This is a genomic window from Asanoa ferruginea (assembly GCF_003387075.1).
Classification (GTDB): domain Bacteria; phylum Actinomycetota; class Actinomycetes; order Mycobacteriales; family Micromonosporaceae; genus Asanoa; species Asanoa ferruginea.
Window position 1 is genome coordinate 4,086,200 of sequence record NZ_QUMQ01000001.1, and the last position, 15,257, is coordinate 4,101,456.

The 15,257-nt window shown below is 70.0% G+C and carries 14 protein-coding genes; 10 read left to right on the forward strand and 4 right to left on the reverse strand.

Translation table 11 applies throughout. The features are described from left to right. Positions 1-9 precede the first annotated feature (9 nt). Together DFJ67_RS19170 and DFJ67_RS19175 are read right to left on the reverse strand one after the other, a co-directional pair. The gene (locus tag DFJ67_RS19170) at positions 10-498 is read right to left on the reverse strand and encodes a GyrI-like domain-containing protein (RefSeq protein ID WP_116076399.1); all 489 of its coding nucleotides are present in this window, start codon (positions 496-498) and stop codon (positions 10-12) included. Between the two features lie 77 nt (positions 499-575). Continuing rightward, positions 576-1,289, reverse strand: a complete 714-nt coding sequence (locus DFJ67_RS19175; RefSeq protein WP_170215908.1) for a TetR/AcrR family transcriptional regulator — start codon at positions 1,287-1,289, stop codon at positions 576-578. A 124-nt stretch (positions 1,290-1,413) separates the two neighbouring features. On the opposite strand from DFJ67_RS19175, the gene DFJ67_RS19180 reads away from it, so the two are divergent. Next, positions 1,414-3,567: an MMPL family transporter gene (locus tag DFJ67_RS19180; protein WP_239097556.1), complete on the forward strand. Its 2,154-nt coding sequence runs from the start codon at positions 1,414-1,416 to the stop codon at positions 3,565-3,567. Positions 3,568-3,615: 48 nt separating this feature from the next. On the opposite strand, the gene DFJ67_RS19185 is transcribed toward DFJ67_RS19180, so the two are convergent. Beyond that, positions 3,616-4,452 (reverse strand): YhjD/YihY/BrkB family envelope integrity protein, encoded by an 837-nt coding sequence (locus DFJ67_RS19185; RefSeq protein ID WP_116069244.1) that lies wholly within the window; start codon positions 4,450-4,452, stop codon positions 3,616-3,618. A gap of 50 nt (positions 4,453-4,502) precedes the next feature. On the opposite strand from DFJ67_RS19185, the gene DFJ67_RS19190 reads away from it, so the two are divergent. From DFJ67_RS19190 to ispG, 5 genes are all read left to right on the forward strand, one after another. Further along, positions 4,503-5,045, forward strand: a complete 543-nt coding sequence (locus DFJ67_RS19190) for a GNAT family N-acetyltransferase (RefSeq protein WP_116069245.1) — start codon at positions 4,503-4,505, stop codon at positions 5,043-5,045. Between the two features lie 500 nt (positions 5,046-5,545). After that, a complete protein-coding gene (locus tag DFJ67_RS19195; RefSeq protein WP_170215909.1) occupies positions 5,546-6,028 on the forward strand; it encodes a YcxB family protein in 483 nt (160 codons plus the stop codon). Between the two features lie 86 nt (positions 6,029-6,114). Next, a complete protein-coding gene (gene dxr, locus DFJ67_RS19200) occupies positions 6,115-7,308 on the forward strand; it encodes a 1-deoxy-D-xylulose-5-phosphate reductoisomerase (protein WP_116076401.1) in 1,194 nt (397 codons plus the stop codon). Continuing rightward, the gene (locus DFJ67_RS19205; RefSeq protein ID WP_116069247.1) at positions 7,308-8,540 is read left to right on the forward strand and encodes a M50 family metallopeptidase; all 1,233 of its coding nucleotides are present in this window, start codon (positions 7,308-7,310) and stop codon (positions 8,538-8,540) included. The genes dxr and DFJ67_RS19205 overlap by 1 nt, the downstream gene beginning before the upstream one ends. Before the next feature lie 35 nt (positions 8,541-8,575). Next, positions 8,576-9,748 carry a flavodoxin-dependent (E)-4-hydroxy-3-methylbut-2-enyl-diphosphate synthase gene (ispG, locus tag DFJ67_RS19210; protein WP_116069248.1) on the forward strand — a complete coding sequence of 391 codons (1,173 nt, stop codon included), beginning with the start codon at positions 8,576-8,578 and terminating at the stop codon, positions 9,746-9,748. Between the two features lie 49 nt (positions 9,749-9,797). On the opposite strand, the gene DFJ67_RS19215 is transcribed toward ispG, so the two are convergent. Continuing rightward, positions 9,798-10,427 (reverse strand): PadR family transcriptional regulator, encoded by a 630-nt coding sequence (locus tag DFJ67_RS19215; RefSeq protein WP_116069249.1) that lies wholly within the window; start codon positions 10,425-10,427, stop codon positions 9,798-9,800. Between the two features lie 121 nt (positions 10,428-10,548). Between DFJ67_RS19215 and DFJ67_RS19220 the strand changes: the two genes are divergently transcribed. The 4 genes from DFJ67_RS19220 to DFJ67_RS19235 all read left to right on the forward strand — a co-directional run bounded on the left by DFJ67_RS19220 (position 10,549) and on the right by DFJ67_RS19235 (position 15,071). Continuing rightward, complete coding sequence (locus tag DFJ67_RS19220) at positions 10,549-11,388, forward strand: GNAT family N-acetyltransferase (protein WP_116069250.1); 840 nt, start codon at positions 10,549-10,551, stop codon at positions 11,386-11,388. A 104-nt stretch (positions 11,389-11,492) separates the two neighbouring features. Beyond that, positions 11,493-12,011, forward strand: a complete 519-nt coding sequence (locus tag DFJ67_RS19225) for a hypothetical protein (RefSeq protein WP_116069251.1) — start codon at positions 11,493-11,495, stop codon at positions 12,009-12,011. Between the two features lie 91 nt (positions 12,012-12,102). Continuing rightward, positions 12,103-12,918 (forward strand): SAM-dependent methyltransferase, encoded by an 816-nt coding sequence (locus DFJ67_RS19230; RefSeq protein ID WP_116069252.1) that lies wholly within the window; start codon positions 12,103-12,105, stop codon positions 12,916-12,918. A 2-nt stretch (positions 12,919-12,920) separates the two neighbouring features. Then, positions 12,921-15,071 (forward strand): putative bifunctional diguanylate cyclase/phosphodiesterase, encoded by a 2,151-nt coding sequence (locus tag DFJ67_RS19235; protein ID WP_116069253.1) that lies wholly within the window; start codon positions 12,921-12,923, stop codon positions 15,069-15,071. Positions 15,072-15,257 lie beyond the last annotated feature (186 nt).

The following is a 15,257-nucleotide window of genomic DNA, read 5'->3' on the forward strand; positions in this document are numbered from 1 at the left end:
CCCCGCGGCCTAGCGGAGCAGGAACGCGAGCTCCATCTCCCACTTGTCGATGGGCACCTCCACAGGGTTGGAGTGGTAGAACTCGAGCCGGCAGCGCCAGACGTCGCCGGCTGGTGAGTCGTGTCGGTCGAACTCGAGGTCGCGACCGTGTGCCCAGCCGAGGAAGTCGCCGGTCACCTGGAGCAGGTCGTCGGGGTGGCCGACGTGGGTGACGGTCGCGTAGCGGCCCGCCGGCAGGACGCCCGCGAAGATCTCGCCGCTGCCCTCGACGGGCGCTCTGACCGGGACGCCGGCCTCGATCTCCAGCTCGCGCTCCATGTCGATCACGTTGTATTTGAGGAACGGTGCGCCGGCCGGTTGGATGCCGCGTTGGCCCAGCCAGACGAACAGGTCGGGGATGCGATCGGCGATGTCGGCGATGGAGGCCATCGTGACCGTGCGTTTGATGCCGACATAGTCCTGCGTCGGGCGGTCGGTGACAGTGGGCTCGATGGTCACGGCCGGTTCCTCCTTCGTGGCTGGATGCGACCGGACCATTATGTGTGGGGGCTCCGACAGAAAATCGGCCCGCGCGCTCAGGCCTTGCCGGCGTGTGGGGTGAACTGGTCGACGTAGGCGTGCAACTCCATCTCGAAGAGCGCACCCGGGTCGGAAACGGCCCAGCGCAGGTGGTGGAAGACCTCCATGGAGACCAGGCCGTAAAGCCGTGACCAGCCACTGAGGAACGCCCACGCCACCTCGATCGGCACCTCTTCGCCGTGGCTGGCGCGCAACGGCTCCAGGTGGGCGGCGAGGCGCTCCTCCATCAGCGACCGCGGCGGGGTGGGGTAGGGATCGCGCAGCCAGAGGACGTTGATCGTCTCCATGAACGGGCGGCCGAACTCGACGCCAGGGTGATGCTCGTCGTCGCAGTTTTCCTGGAACGCGACGATGCCGGGCAGCGGATTGCCGAGGATCAGCGCGAACTCGGCCGGGTGTGCCACCGACCAGTCGCGGAACGCGCGCGCCATCGCCTTGAGCTGCTCGAGCGGGTCGTCGCCGGCGTCGGCCTTGGCGGCACCGACGACGGCGGACAGCTCGATGTAGAGATCGCCGGCCAGGGCCTCGATCAGCGCGTCGAGACTGTCGAAATAGCGGTAGATCGCGGGGGCTGTCATGCCCATCTCGCGGGCGATGGCGCGCAGCGAGATCGCGTCGGGACCGCCGGTGACCAGCAGCCGGCGCGCCTCTTCCTTGATCTCGGAGAGGGTTGACGTGCGCAACCGTTCACGGCGTGTCGGCGCGCTCAACCGCGAACCCCCTTGACTCACGAGAACAGCGTTGCCATAGTTAACGCCGTTCATCTTCCTAACGCTGTTCGTAGTTTTGCACAGATCTCTGGGGGGATCCATGTTCGCCTGGTGGGGGCGCGCAGTGGTCCGGTTCCGTTGGCTGGTGCTGACGGCCGCGGCGGTGCTGGTCGTGGTGGGCGCGGCGTGGGGCACGGGGGTGTTCGGTGCGCTGACCGGCGGCGGGTTCGAAGACCCGAAGGCCGAGTCGACCCAGTTCCGCGAACGCACGATCGCCGAACTCGGCAACCAGGACGTCGACGTGCTGGTGCTCTATTCGAACCCGACGGCGGTGGTCGACGACCCCGCGTTCCGTGATCCGGTGACCGCGACCCTGGCCAAGGTCCGCGCCCTGCCCGAGGTGGCGAGCGTGGTCAGCTTCTACGACGCGCAGGCGACGGCGCTGGTCTCCAACGACCGGCACGCGACCTACGCGATGGTGCAGCTCAAGGCGCTCGACCCGGATGCCAAGAGCTCTGCCTACGAAGCGATCGAGCCGACGTTGACCGCTCCCGGCATCACGACGCGGACCGGCGGCACGATCCCGTTCCTGCACGAGGCCAACACGCAGACCAGTGCCGATCTGGCACGGGCCGAGACGTTCTCGTTGCCGGTCCTGCTCGTCCTGCTGGTGCTGATCTTCGGTGGCCTGGCGGCGGCCGCCACTCCGTTGATGATCGGCGGGATCGCGATCCTCGGCTCGCTGGTGGTCGTCCGGCTGCTCAACATGGTCACCGACGTGTCCGTCTTCGCGGTCAACATCATCACGTTGATCGGGCTAGGCATGGCGGTCGACTACGCGCTGTTCATCGTCAGCCGGTTCCGCGAGGAGTTGGCCGGTGGACACGCACCTCCTGCGGCGATCGCCCGCACGATGGCCACCGCGGGTCGCACGGTCCTGGTCTCGGGCCTGACGATCGCGCTGGCGCTGGCCAGCCTGTTGATCTTCCCGCAGACGTTCCTGCGGTCGATGGGCTTCGGTGGCCTCGCCGCCGTGCTCGTCGCGATGCTGGCTGCCCTGACGGCTCTGCCGGCCCTGCTGGCGGTGCTCGGTCACCGGATCAACGCGCTGCGCATCCCATTGCCCTGGCGGCGGGGCCGGGAGCGCACCACCGGCGACGGCGCTTGGGCGCGGATCGCCAGGAGCGTGATGCGACGACCCATCGTGTACGCCGCCGGCGTCATCGTCATCCTCGCTGTCCTGGCGTCGCCGGTGCTGCGGATCGGGTTCGGTGGGTTCGACGAGCGGGTGCTGCCGCCCGGCGCCGAGCCGCGGGCGGTGTCCGACGCGATCAGCGCCGACTTCCCGGGCGGCACGATCGGGCCGGTCGAGGTGCTCGTGTCCGGCGGCGGCCAGGCTGGGGCGCAGCAGTTCGCGTCGACCATCGGCAGCCTGCCCGACGTGACCGGCGTTCAGGTCACCGCAGCGCGGGGCGAGACGTCATTGCTCACTGTCACCTACCACGGCGAGTCGACCGGCGACGCGGCGCAACAGGTGGTCCGGGCGATCCGCGATCTGCCGGCGCCGGCCGGGTCCGACGTGCTGGTCGGCGGGCGCACGGCGGCCGACCTCGACCTGATCGACAGCCTGATCTCACACCTGCCGTGGATGGCCCTGATCATGGCCGCGGCGACGCTGATCCTGCTGTTCTTGGCGTTCGGCTCGATCGTGCTGCCGATCAAGGCGGTGCTGATGAACCTGGTCTCGATCGGGGCCTCCTTCGGCGTGGTGGTCTGGGTCTTCCAGGACGGGCACTTCGCCGACTTCCTCGGGTTCACGCCGACCGGCTTCATCGAGCCGAGCAATCCGATCCTGATGCTGGCCGTCCTGTTCGGACTCGCGACCGACTACGAGGTGTTCCTGCTGTCCCGAGTCCGCGAAGAGTGGGACCGCACCGGCGACAACACCGCATCGGTGGCCACGGGTCTGCAACACACGGGGCGGATCATCACGGCGGCCGCGTTGCTGTTGATCGTGGTTGTGGCCGGGTTCGCCAGTGGGGGGATCGCTTTCATCAAGCTGATCGGCGTCGGCATGATCGTGGCCATCATCGTCGACGCCACGCTGGTGCGACTGCTGCTGGTGCCCGCGACGATGCGACTCCTCGGGCGCTGGAACTGGTGGGCACCGGGTCCGCTGGGCGCGGTCTACCGGCGGTTCGGGATCCGCGAACTCGAGCCAGGCCCGGACACCGCCGTGAAGGAGGATGCGCTGGCCGGCCGTGGCCGATCGGGCTGAGCGCCGTCTTCGGGGGTTCAAGTAGGCCAGCGGCGGCGCGTGCCGGGCTCAGGTGGTCTGGAGGAGGGCGGCACGGCGAGGGGTCATGGCCTCGTTCAGCGCCAGGGTTCCGGAATAGCCGGCCAGGACGATGACGTGGAACAGGTAGAGCCACAGCAACACCGCGACCACGGCGCCTACGGGGTCGAAGCCGCCGAAGGGGATCCCCAGGTCGAGGGGGAAGGAGGCGAACAGGACGAAGCCGTGCAGGAAGCCGGAGAGGTTGGCTGCCGTGAACGAGCCGACCAGGGCAGTTGGCCGCCAATCGGGACGGCCGGGGCCGACGACGCGGTAGACCCAGATCAGCACCGGAGTCAGTACCAGCCAGACGGCCAGGAACGAGAGAACCACGCCCAGCACGAGGGCCCAGCCACCGCGACGGACCAGCCCGGTGGTGTAGGGGAGGGCGGCGATCGTGGCCAGGACGAGTGCCGGTGCCGGCGCCAGCAGGGGAAGCAGGAGCAGGCGGCCGCGCCAGCCGATCAGGCGTTCGGCTCCCGGCTGCGCCACGGAGACGAAGGCCCGGCGCAGGCCCTCGCCGTAGAAGGACGCAGGCAACAGCGACGCCAGGGCCAGCCAGGGCGTGAGGCTGACGCCGGCCTCGACGAGAGCGGCGGCCGCGCGGTCGGCGCCGATCGAGCTGGGCAGGGTGTCGGTCGCGTATGAGGTCAGCCGGCGCACCCGGTCGGCTCCGACGAGGAGGGCGGTGAGCCACAAGGCAAGCAGTGAGACCGGCACGATGGCGATGGCGCCGTAGAACGTGATCGCGGCGGCGTGCAGCGACAGGTCCCGCCCGCGCATGGGTGCGAACGCCGAGCGCGCCACCCTTCGCAAGCCCTCGACCATGCCCTCACTTTCCCTGGAAGGGCGTTCGACACTCCCTAGGATTCCCGGACATGACGGTCTTCGAGACGGATCGGCTGGTCGTTCGGCAATGGACGGAGAGCGACACCGATGTCGCCCGCGTCTTCGACATGCTGTCCCGCTGGGAGGTCGCCCGATGGTTGGGCGCCCAGCCGCGGGTCCTGGAGACCGAGGACGAGGCGCTCGCAGCGATCCGTCGTTGGCGGGGCCGCGCGTCCGCCGACGGACTGCACGGGGTCTGGGCGGTCGACGTCCGCGACACCGGCACGACCGCGGGCTCGGTCCTGGTGGTTCCGTTGCCGGGCGTCGACAGCGAGCCCAGCGCCGATATCGAGGTCGGCTGGCACCTGCATCCCGACTCGTGGGGCCACGGCTACGCGACCGAGTCGGCGGCGGTGGCGATCGAGCGGGTGTTCGCCGCGGGCCTGCCGGAGATCTACGCGGTGATCCGGGAGGGCAACACACCGTCGACCGCGGTCGCCCGGCGGCTGGGCATGAGCCCGATCGGGATCCAGCGTCGGTGGTACGGCGGCATCGAGTTGGACACCTACCGACTGGCGGCGAACGACCGCTAGCGTCGCGACTTCCGGCGGGTGACCGCTGGCGGGGTCGCATGGCGGGCGACCGCCGGCGCGGCGGCCTCTGGTGAGTGGCTGTTAGCGCGGCGCCGTCTGAAGGGCGGCAGGTCGCGCAGCAGCGGTTCGAGGTCGGCCACCGCCCGATTCTCGCCGCTGGCGGGCCGCATCCGCCCACGACCGCTGACGCGGCGGCATCTGGCGGGCCCTGCCAGCCTGCGGCGTCGGGCGGGTGGCAGTAAGCGCGGTGCGCGTCTGGCGGGCGACCGCCAGCGCTGCGGCGTTGGGGCGGGCGGCAATCGGCGCGGCCACAATCTCGCGGCAGGCGGCGGACCGTGCCCGTCGTCGTCTGGCTGACCATGCGGCCCTTCCCGCCCATACCCGTGCCCGCCCCGCCGAGCGGAGCAGCGTAGCGACCTGGCCGACCGGTGACCAGGTGCGCCTCGATGACCGAGGCTCCTGGGCATGACCTCGAACCTCGCTGGATCTACCCTCCTTCGATGCGCATCGTCATCACGGCCCGGCCGGATCCGCGGCGGGTGCCGGCGGCCGTTCGTTGGGTGTCGCGGTGGCTGTTCCGCGCGTTTTACGTGGTGGGCGCGGTCGTCGTCGGCTTAGGCGTGTTCAGCGCGGTGGCCCTCCCCGGCGACCCGGTGCTCGACGGCGCGATCATCGTGCTCGGTCTGTTTTGTTTGGCCTACCCGTTCGGGGTGGTCGCGGCGGCCCGGCGGCAGCAGGGGCGATACCAGCCGATGACCATCCGCTATGAGATCGACGACGACGGGGTGCTGACCGCGCACGAGCTCGGGGAGTCGACCCTGGAGTGGCCGGCGATCGAGCGCGCGGCGCTCACCACCGACTTGTTGCTGATCTGGGTGGGCAAGCGCCAGTACTTTCCGATCCCGGTCACCGACCTCTCCAAGACCCACCGGCGCGAGCTGCGTGACCTGCTTCAGGAGCAGGGACTACTGCGGCGGTCGTGAACCCGCCTGTGGACAACTTCGGACCCCGAGCCCCGATAGGGGAGAATGGCCGAGTGAGCCAAGCCAACCGGGCCGCGCCCCGCGAGATCGTCCTGCTCGGCAGCACCGGGTCTATCGGCACGCAAGCCGTCGACATCGTGCGCCGCAATCCCGACCGGTTCCGGGTCGTGGCGTTGGGCGCCGGTGGGGGCAATGTCGCCCTGCTCGCCGCGCAGGCGCTGGAGCTCGGTGTCGAGGCGGTCGGTGTCGCCAAGGCGTCCGCGGCGCAGGACCTTCAACTCGCTTTCTACGCGGAGGCGGCCAAGAAGGGCTACGCGACCGGCGACTTCCGCATCCCCAAGATCCTCGCCGGCCCCAATGCCATGGCCGAGCTGGCCGAGTGGCCCGCTGACCTGGTGCTCAACGGGGTGGTGGGTTCCCTGGGGCTGGCGCCGACGCTGGCCGCGCTCAAGGCCGGTCGCACGCTGGTGCTGGCCAACAAGGAGTCCCTCATCGCCGGCGGCGGGTTGGTCAAGGCCGCGGTGACCCGGCCCGGGCAGATCGTCCCGGTCGACTCCGAGCACTCGGCGCTCGCGCAGTGCCTGCGGTCCGGTGCCGACCGTGAGGTGCGCAAGCTGGTGCTGACCGCCAGCGGCGGGCCGTTCCGGGGGCGGCGGCGCGACGAGCTGACCGCGGTCACGCCGGCCGAGGCATTGGCCCACCCGACCTGGAACATGGGGCCGGTGGTCACGATCAACTCGGCCACCATGGTCAACAAGGCGCTTGAAGTGATCGAGGCGCACGAGTTGTTCGACGTCGACTACGACCACATCCAAGTGGTGGTGCATCCGCAGTCGGTGATCCACTCCATGGTGGAGTTCGTCGACGGGTCGACGATCGCGCAGGCCAGCCCGCCCGACATGCGGCTGCCGATCTCGCTCGGTCTGGGCTGGCCCGACCGGGTCGCCGACGCCGCGCGGCCGGTCGACTGGACCACCGCGCACACCTGGACGTTCGAGCCGCTCGACGAGGCCGCCTTCCCGGCCGTCGAGTTGGCCAAGGCGGCGGGCCGAGAGGGTCGCTGCCGGCCGGCGATCTACAACGCCGCCAACGAGGAATGTGTGGCGGCGTTCACGGCCGGTCGGCTGCCTTTCCTCGGCATAGTGGACACCGTGGCCCAAGTCCTCGCAGCAGCACCCGATTTCGACGAACCAGGTACCGTCGAGGACGTGCTCGCCGCGGAGAACTGGGCCCGGGGGCAGGCGCGGGAGCTGATCGGATCAGCGGTGAGGGGAGCTTGATGCTGTATCTGATCGGGGTTGTGGCCTTCGCCCTTGGCATCCTGATATCGGTCAGCCTGCACGAAGCCGGGCACATGGTCACCGCCAAGGCCTTCGGCATGAAAGTCACCAAATACTTCGTCGGCTTCGGGCCGACGTTGTGGTCGTTCAAGCGCGGTGAGACCGAATACGGCGTCAAGGGCATCCCGCTCGGCGGGTTCTGCAAGATCGTCGGCATGACGCCGCAGGACGACGACGTCGACCCGGCCGACGAGCCGCGCGCGATGTGGCGGTTCCCGCTGTGGAAGCGCACCGTCGTGATGAGCGCCGGCTCGGTGACCCACTTCCTGCTGGCGATCGTCACGCTCTGGCTGGCCGCGATCTTCATGGGCCTGCCCAACCCGGCGCTCGACAAGCCGCAGGCGGCCTACGTCAAGGTCACCAACTGTGTGGTCGTCGACGCGCAAAACCGCGACTGCACCGCGACCGACCCCGCCGGCCCGGCCAAGCAGGCCGGCCTGCAAGACGACGACAAGATCACCGCGATCAACGGTGTGCCGGTGGCGACCTACACCGACCTGGTCAACGAGGTCCGCAAGCTCCAGCCCGGCTCGCAGGCGACGATCAACTACCAGCGCGGCGGCGCCGACCAGCAAGTCAACGTCAGGCTGGGCTCCGTCCAGCGGCCGCCGGTCGACGACCCGAGCGGCGCGGTCACGTCGGTCGCCGCCCTCGGCGTGGCGGGAACCCTGCCGCCGGGCATCCCGACCATGATCAAATACAACCCGGTCACGGCCGTTCCGGCGACCGCCGACTTCACCGGCAACCTGGCTGTCAACACCGTGCAGTCGCTCCAGCGGCTGCCGCAGAAGGTTCCGGCGCTGTGGGATGCGATCACCGGCCAGCCACGTGACGCCGACACCCCGATCAGCGTCGTCGGAGCGAGCCGGCTCGGCGGTGAAGCCGTACAACATGGGCTGTGGGAAGTATTTGTCCTGCTGTTCATCTCGTTGAACTTCTTCATCGGTGTGTTCAACCTGCTGCCGCTGCTACCACTTGACGGTGGCCACATCGCGATCTCGTGGTTCGAGCGGCTCCGGTCCTGGGTCGCCGCCCGGCTCGGCAGGCCTGACCCCGGCCGCGTCGACTACTTCAAGCTGATGCCCGTTACATACGTGGTTATCCTGATCGGTGGGGCTTTTACGCTCCTGACGATCACCGCTGACATCATTAACCCCATCACGCTCTTCTAGAACCCGCGCACAACCGTTCCGAGGTGAGTGTTCCCGTGACCGCGATCAGTCTCGGCATGCCGGCCGTTCCGCCCCCGCCGCTGGCCCCGCGCCGGCAGAGCCGCCAGATCCAGGTGGGCTCGGTGGCGGTCGGTGGCGGCGCGCCGGTGTCGGTGCAGTCGATGACGACCACCCTGACCGCCGATGTCAACGCGACGTTGCAGCAGATCGCCGAGTTGACGGCGTCGGGCTGCCAGATCGTGCGGGTGGCGGTGCCGTCGCAGGACGACGTCGAGGCGCTGCCCGCCATCGCGAAGAAGTCGCAGATCCCGGTGATCGCCGACATCCATTTCCAGCCGCGCTACGTGTTCGCCGCGATCGACGCCGGCTGCGCGGCGGTGCGGGTCAACCCGGGCAACATCCGGCAGTTCGACGACAAGGTCAAGGAGATCGCCGCCGCGGCCTCGGGCGCCGGGGTGCCGATCCGGATCGGTGTCAACGCCGGGTCGCTCGACAAGCGGCTGCTCCAGAAATACGGCAAGGCCACGGCCGAGGCGCTGGTCGAGTCGGCGCTGTGGGAGTGCTCGCTGTTCGAGGAGCACGGTTTCCGCGACATCAAGATCTCGGTCAAGCACAACGACCCGGTCGTGATGATCCGGGCCTACCGGCAGCTCGCCGAGCAGTGCGAATACCCGCTGCACCTGGGCGTGACCGAGGCCGGCCCGGCGTTCCAGGGCACGATCAAGTCGGCGGTCGCCTTCGGCGCGCTGCTGGCGGAGGGCATCGGCGACACGATCCGGGTGTCGCTGTCGGCGCCGCCGGTCGAAGAGGTCAAGGTCGGCCAGCAGATTCTCGAGTCGCTGGGCCTGCGTGAGCGCGGCCTGGAGATCGTGTCCTGCCCGTCCTGCGGCCGCGCGCAGGTCGACGTCTACAAGCTCGCCGAAGAGGTCACCGCCGGGCTCGAAGGCCTGCCGGTGCCGCTGCGGGTCGCCGTCATGGGCTGCGTCGTCAACGGCCCGGGCGAGGCCCGCGAGGCCGACCTGGGCGTGGCGTCCGGCAACGGCAAGGGCCAGATCTTCGTCCGGGGCCAGGTCATCAAGACCGTGCCCGAGGACCAGATCGTCGAGACCCTGATCAGCGAGGCCCTGCGCCTCGCCGAGGAGATGGGCGCCGAACTCCCCGAGGAGCTCCGCGAGTTCGCCGCGGGCGCCACGGTCACCGTCCACTAGACAGAGCAAGGGCGCCACGGGGTTCCGTGGCGCCCTTGGATAACCCGGATCACCGGGTCTCAGGCTCTTCGGCCAGGATCGCGTAGAGCTTGCGCCGGGCCTCGTCGAGCACCTCGGCCGCGCGGGTGCGCTGGTCGTCGGTGCCGTTGCGAAGCACCTGGCGGAGGGCGTTCATCGTGCCCATCGCCGCTTCGCGGATGTCGTGCCAGCTGTTGACCGCGCCGGCGGCCTCGAAGGCGCTCCACGGCGCCTGCTCGGCTGCCTGGGTCGCCTCGGCCTGCCCGGCCTCGGTCAGCGCGAAGTTCTTGCGGCCGCCGTCGGTGGTGCTGATGATCAGGCCCTCGTCCTCCAGCAACTGGAGCGTGGGGTAGACCGAACCCGGGCTCGGCCGCCACATGCCGCCGGTCCGCTGCTCGAGCTCCTGGATCATCTCGTAGCCGTGCATGGGCCGCTCGGTGAGCAGCGCCAGCAGGGCGGCGCGCACGTTGGGCCGACGCCCGCCACGGCCACGCCCCCGACCGCCGGGACCGCCACCGGGACCACCGGGGCCGAAACCGCCGAAGCCGCCGAATCCCCAGCCCGGGCCACCGAAGTCGCCGCCGGGGAAGCCGTGTCCGCGCATCCGTGCGTCATGGCCACCGTGATGGCCGCGATGAAGATTTTCTCGTTGGAACCTCATGGGGTCCTCCTCCGATCTGTTGTCGATACGTTGACGATATATCGGCAATGCATCGCCGACAACACGATGTGGCCTGGGTCACAGATTGGGAGATCGAACCAGATCTGGCACCCTTGGGAGCGTGTTGATGGTGCCCGTCCGACAACTCGGCGAGACCGAGCGCGGGGCGGTCGAGCGACTTCTCGACACCGACCCCTACGGCGCCGCACAGGTCGCCGAGCGGGTCGCTGCCCGCGGGCTGGCGTGGTGGCGGGCCGACGGGCGGGTGTTCGGATACGGATCGCGCCGGCACGTCGAGGCGCTCTGTTGGCTCGGCGGCCACCTGACCCCGGTCCACGCCGGCCCCTCCGCGGTGGCGGCCTTCGCCGAGCGGCTCGCGGCCGAAGACCGCACCTGTTCCTCGATCGTCGGTCGGGCCGACGCCGTGCTCGGCCTCTGGGACCGGCTCGCCGGCGAGTGGGGGCCGGCCCGCGAGATCCGGCCGCACCAGCCGCTGCTGGTCGCCGACGCGATGCCCGATCTCGCGATCGACCGGGCCGTGCGGGTGGTCCGCACCGAGGAGACCGACAAACTCTTCCCGGCCGCGGTCGACATGTACACCGAGGAGGTCGGCGTCTCGCCGCTGCTCGACGACGGCGGCGTCGGATACCGGCGCCGAGTGGCCGACCTGGTGCGCGCGCGCCGTGCGTACGCCCGCTTCGTCGATGGTGAAGTGGTCTTCAAGGCCGAACTCGCGGTCGTCACCAAGCACACCGCGCAGATCCAGGGTGTCTGGGTCGCGCCCGAGTGGCGCGGCAAGGGTCTCGCCGCCCCCGCGCTCGCCGCGGTGATGCGCGACGCGCTGCGCCGGGTCGCACCGACGGTCAGCCTCTACGTCAACGACTACAACCAACCGGCGCGACGCGCGTACGCCCGCTGTGGTTTCCGCCCGGTCGGCGAGTTCGCGACAGTGCTTTTCTAGTATCCCAGAATTTGGGATCATTCGGTTATTGCCCGAATGCCGGATTCACCCGAAGACCTACGCTACGTGACGGAGCAACCACCAAACGTCACTGGAGGTCCTCGGTGGGCAGGATCGAGAAGAAGGTCTCCGAGGGCACGACCAAGTACTACTGGTATCCCGGCGACAAGCGTGAGTGGAAGCGCGCCGGCATCGCCGTCGGGATCGGCGTGGCCACCTTCCTCGTGCTCTACATGATGACCCGCGACCTGTTGCCGGCCGTCGTCGGCGCCACGTCGGTCACCGCCGGCGTCACCGGTCTCAACTTCGGCCGCCGCGACGCCCGCGCCCTCACCAGCTTCCCCAACCTCACCGGGCGCGCCGCGCGCATCGCCGCCGTCGCGCAGACCGGCCGGGCCGCCTGGCGCGGTCTCGTGCACGGGTTCGGCGGCGCCGCCGCGGCGGTTCTGATCCTGAACCTCCCGCACACGGGCATCATCGCCGACTGGATCCTGCCGGTGGTGCCCGCCGTGGTCGGCGCGCTCGCGCACCAGGCCGGCATGCTCTTCGAGCAACTGCCCTCGTCGACGGCCACCGCGGGCCCCGCGAAGGAGCCGGTGCCGGCGAGTGAAGGCGCAAAATAGGGGGTACGACGCGGGTCGCCCCGCACCGCCGTGCGGAGAAGTATGCTCGGGCGCGACCATGAGCCCCAGCGACATCGAACGAAGGCGGACGATGGAACAGTCGAGGGCGCTACCGACGGAGGTCGATCTCACCCGCCCCAGCGCAGCGCGGGTCTACGACTACTTCCTGGGTGGGGCGCACAACTTCGAGATCGACCGGCAACTCGCCGAGCAGATCGCGGCGATGACACCCAACCTGGCCGACACGATGCGCGCCGGCCGGGCCTTCCTGCGCCGCGCGGTCGCCGAACTCAGCCGCCTCGGGGTCGACCAGTTCCTCGACATCGGCTCCGGCATTCCGACCGTCGGCAACGTGCACGAGGTGGCGCAGGAAATCAACCCCGAGGCCCGCATCGTGTACGTCGACATCGATCCGGTCGCCGTCGCGCACAGTCGCTCCATCTTGGAGGGAAATGCGCGCACCGCGGTCATCCAGGCCGACATGCGCGACCCCGAGCACATTCTGAGCGAGGCGCGCGCCACCGGCCTCATCGACTTCGCCAAGCCGGTCGGTGTGCTGCTGGCCGGCGTCGTCCACTTCGTACCCGATGATGATGATCCTGATCTTCTGATGGCCGCCCTGCGGGATGCGGTGCCGGCGGGCAGCTTCCTGGTCGTGTCCCATTCGACCTATGAGGACCAGCCGCAGGAGATGCTCGACGCGCAGAAGCTGTCGGCGCGCACTGCGACCGAGATCACGCTGCGGTCGAAGGCCCAGGTGACCGCGTTCTTCGGCGAGTTCGAGCTGCTCGAGCCCGGCATCGTCCACATGCCACTGTGGCGGCCAGACTCGGCCGACGACGTCGACGACCACCCCGAGCGGTTCGGCGCCTTCGGCGGGGTGGGCCGAAAGCCGGTCGCGGGCTAGCAATGGCACTCTCCGCTGCGGAGGTCAGCACCCCGGGCGCACACCGCTACGCCAGGCGATGGGCGCGAGCGGTCGGCCAGCGGGCCTACGTGCCGATGTCGTCGGACCAGGTCGAGCGGCTGCTGGCGGCGCACGCGGTGCGGCTCGCGGAGGCTCTCGCGGCCGACGAGTTCAGCGCCGAACCGGCCCGCGAGGTGGGCCGGGCGCTGGTCGAGGCCAACCTGACGGAGCCCGAAACGCTGGGCTGGTCGGTGAAGGCCGTCGCCGAACACCTGGTCGGCGACGTCATTCCCGGCCTCGACCTGCCCGACCTGGCGGCCCGGATCGCCGACGTGCAGGCGGCCCTGGCCGAGAGCTTCGCGTGGGCGCTGCGCGACCGCACGTTCGCACAGCAGGAACGGATCAGCCGGTCGGCCTGGGAGGCGCGCAACGAGGCGGAGCAGGCGCTGCGCGACAGCGAGGCGCGGTTCCGCGCGGTCTTCAGCGGCGCCGCGATCGGCATCGGCATCGCCGACCTCTCCGGCCAGGTCGTCGACGTCAACCAGTCGTTCGCCGACATGCTCGGCTACTCGCGCGACGAGATGCGCGAGATCAACGTGAGCGTGCTGTTCCACGCCGAAGACGGCCCTGACATGTGGGGACTCTACGAGGAGCTCATTGAGGGCAAACGCGATCGCGTACGCCTGGAGAAGCGCTACTTCCGCAAGGACGGCAGCGAGCTGTGGACCGACCTCGCGGTCAGCCTGATCCGGCACGACGACGGGCGGCCCCGCTTCACGGTGGCGATGGTCCAGGACATCACCGAGCGATACGCGTTGCAGCAACGCCTGCGGTTCCAGGCCTTGCATGACCCGCTGACCGGCCTGCCCAACCGCACGCTCTTCTTCGAGCGGCTGGAAACCGTCATGCAGGACCCGGAGCACAACCGCCGGGTCGGCGTCTGCTTCCTCGACCTCGACGGCTTCAAGGCCATCAACGACACGCTGGGCCACGACGTCGGCGACAAGCTGCTCATCGTCGTCGCCCGCCGGCTCGCCGAGGCGGTCGCCGGCGCCGGGCACCTGGTGGCGCGGATGGGCGGCGACGAATTCGTCATCCTGGTCGCCGACGTCGACGAAGACGGCACCGCGGTCGAGGTGGCCGAGACCTCGCTGCGCGCGGTCGCCGAGCCTGTCTACATCGGAGCACACCAGCTCTCCGTCTCCGCGAGCGTCGGCATCGTCGACCGGTTCGTCAGCGATGGCGGGGCGACCGACCTGATGAAGGCCGCCGACACCACCCTCTACTGGGCCAAGGCCGAGGGTGGCCGCGGTCGCTGGGCCCGCTACGACCCCGAGCGGGCGGCCCGCGAGGCGACCAGCACCGCGCTGGTGGCCGCGTTGCCGGCGGCGCTGCGCCGCGGCGAGTTCGTCGTCGAATACCAGCCCATCGTCTCGCTGCACGACGGCACGCTCGGCGCGGTCGAAGCGCTCGTCCGCTGGCAGCACCCGACGCTCGGGCTGCTGCCGCCCGACCAGTTCATCGGGCTGGCCGAGGAGACCGGGCTGATCGGCCGGCTGGGCCAGTGGGTGCTCGAACGCTCCTGCATCGAGGCCGGCCGGTGGCACACCGAGTTCCCGCGGGCCCGGATGATGGTCAGCGTCAACCTGTCGGCCCGCCAGGCCAGCGCTCCGGACATCGTCGACCAGGTGGCCGAGGCGCTGCGGGTCAGCGGGTTGCCGGCCGACCTGCTCCAACTCGAGCTCACCGAGAGCGCGGTGATGGCAACTAGCGGCGAGCCGGTGCGCGCCTTGCGGCGGCTGGCCAACACCGGCGTGCGGCTGGCCATCGACGACTTCGGCACAGGCTATTCCAACCTGGCCTACCTGCGGCAGTTGCCGATCCACACGCTGAAGCTGGCCGGGCCGTTCGTCGACGGGATGCGCGCGCACGACCCGGCGAGCGTGGTAGCCGAGCGGATCGTTGACGCGCTGGTGCGACTCGCCCACGCGCTGGGGCTGTCGGTCACCGCCGAGTCGGTCGAGTCGCTGGAACAGGTCGAACGGTTGACGGCGCTGGGCTGCGACAGCGGTCAGGGGCTGCATTTCGGGACGCCGGCGGCGCCCGCCGCGATCACCGCGCTGCTGCGCTCGGCGGAGATGCCGGCCGGGTGACGAGCAGGCGGGCGCCAAGGTGTGCGCGCCCGCCCGTCGCCTTCGCGCCGGTGCGATGAGAGAGGTGAATCGCACCGGTGCGCACGCGCGTGCCGAGTGCGCGGTGTCTTTGGTGGCCCTCTTGACCTGAGATCAAGCATGCGGTATGCGGATCGACGCGGCAACGTATTTGTCGGTGCCGGCCGG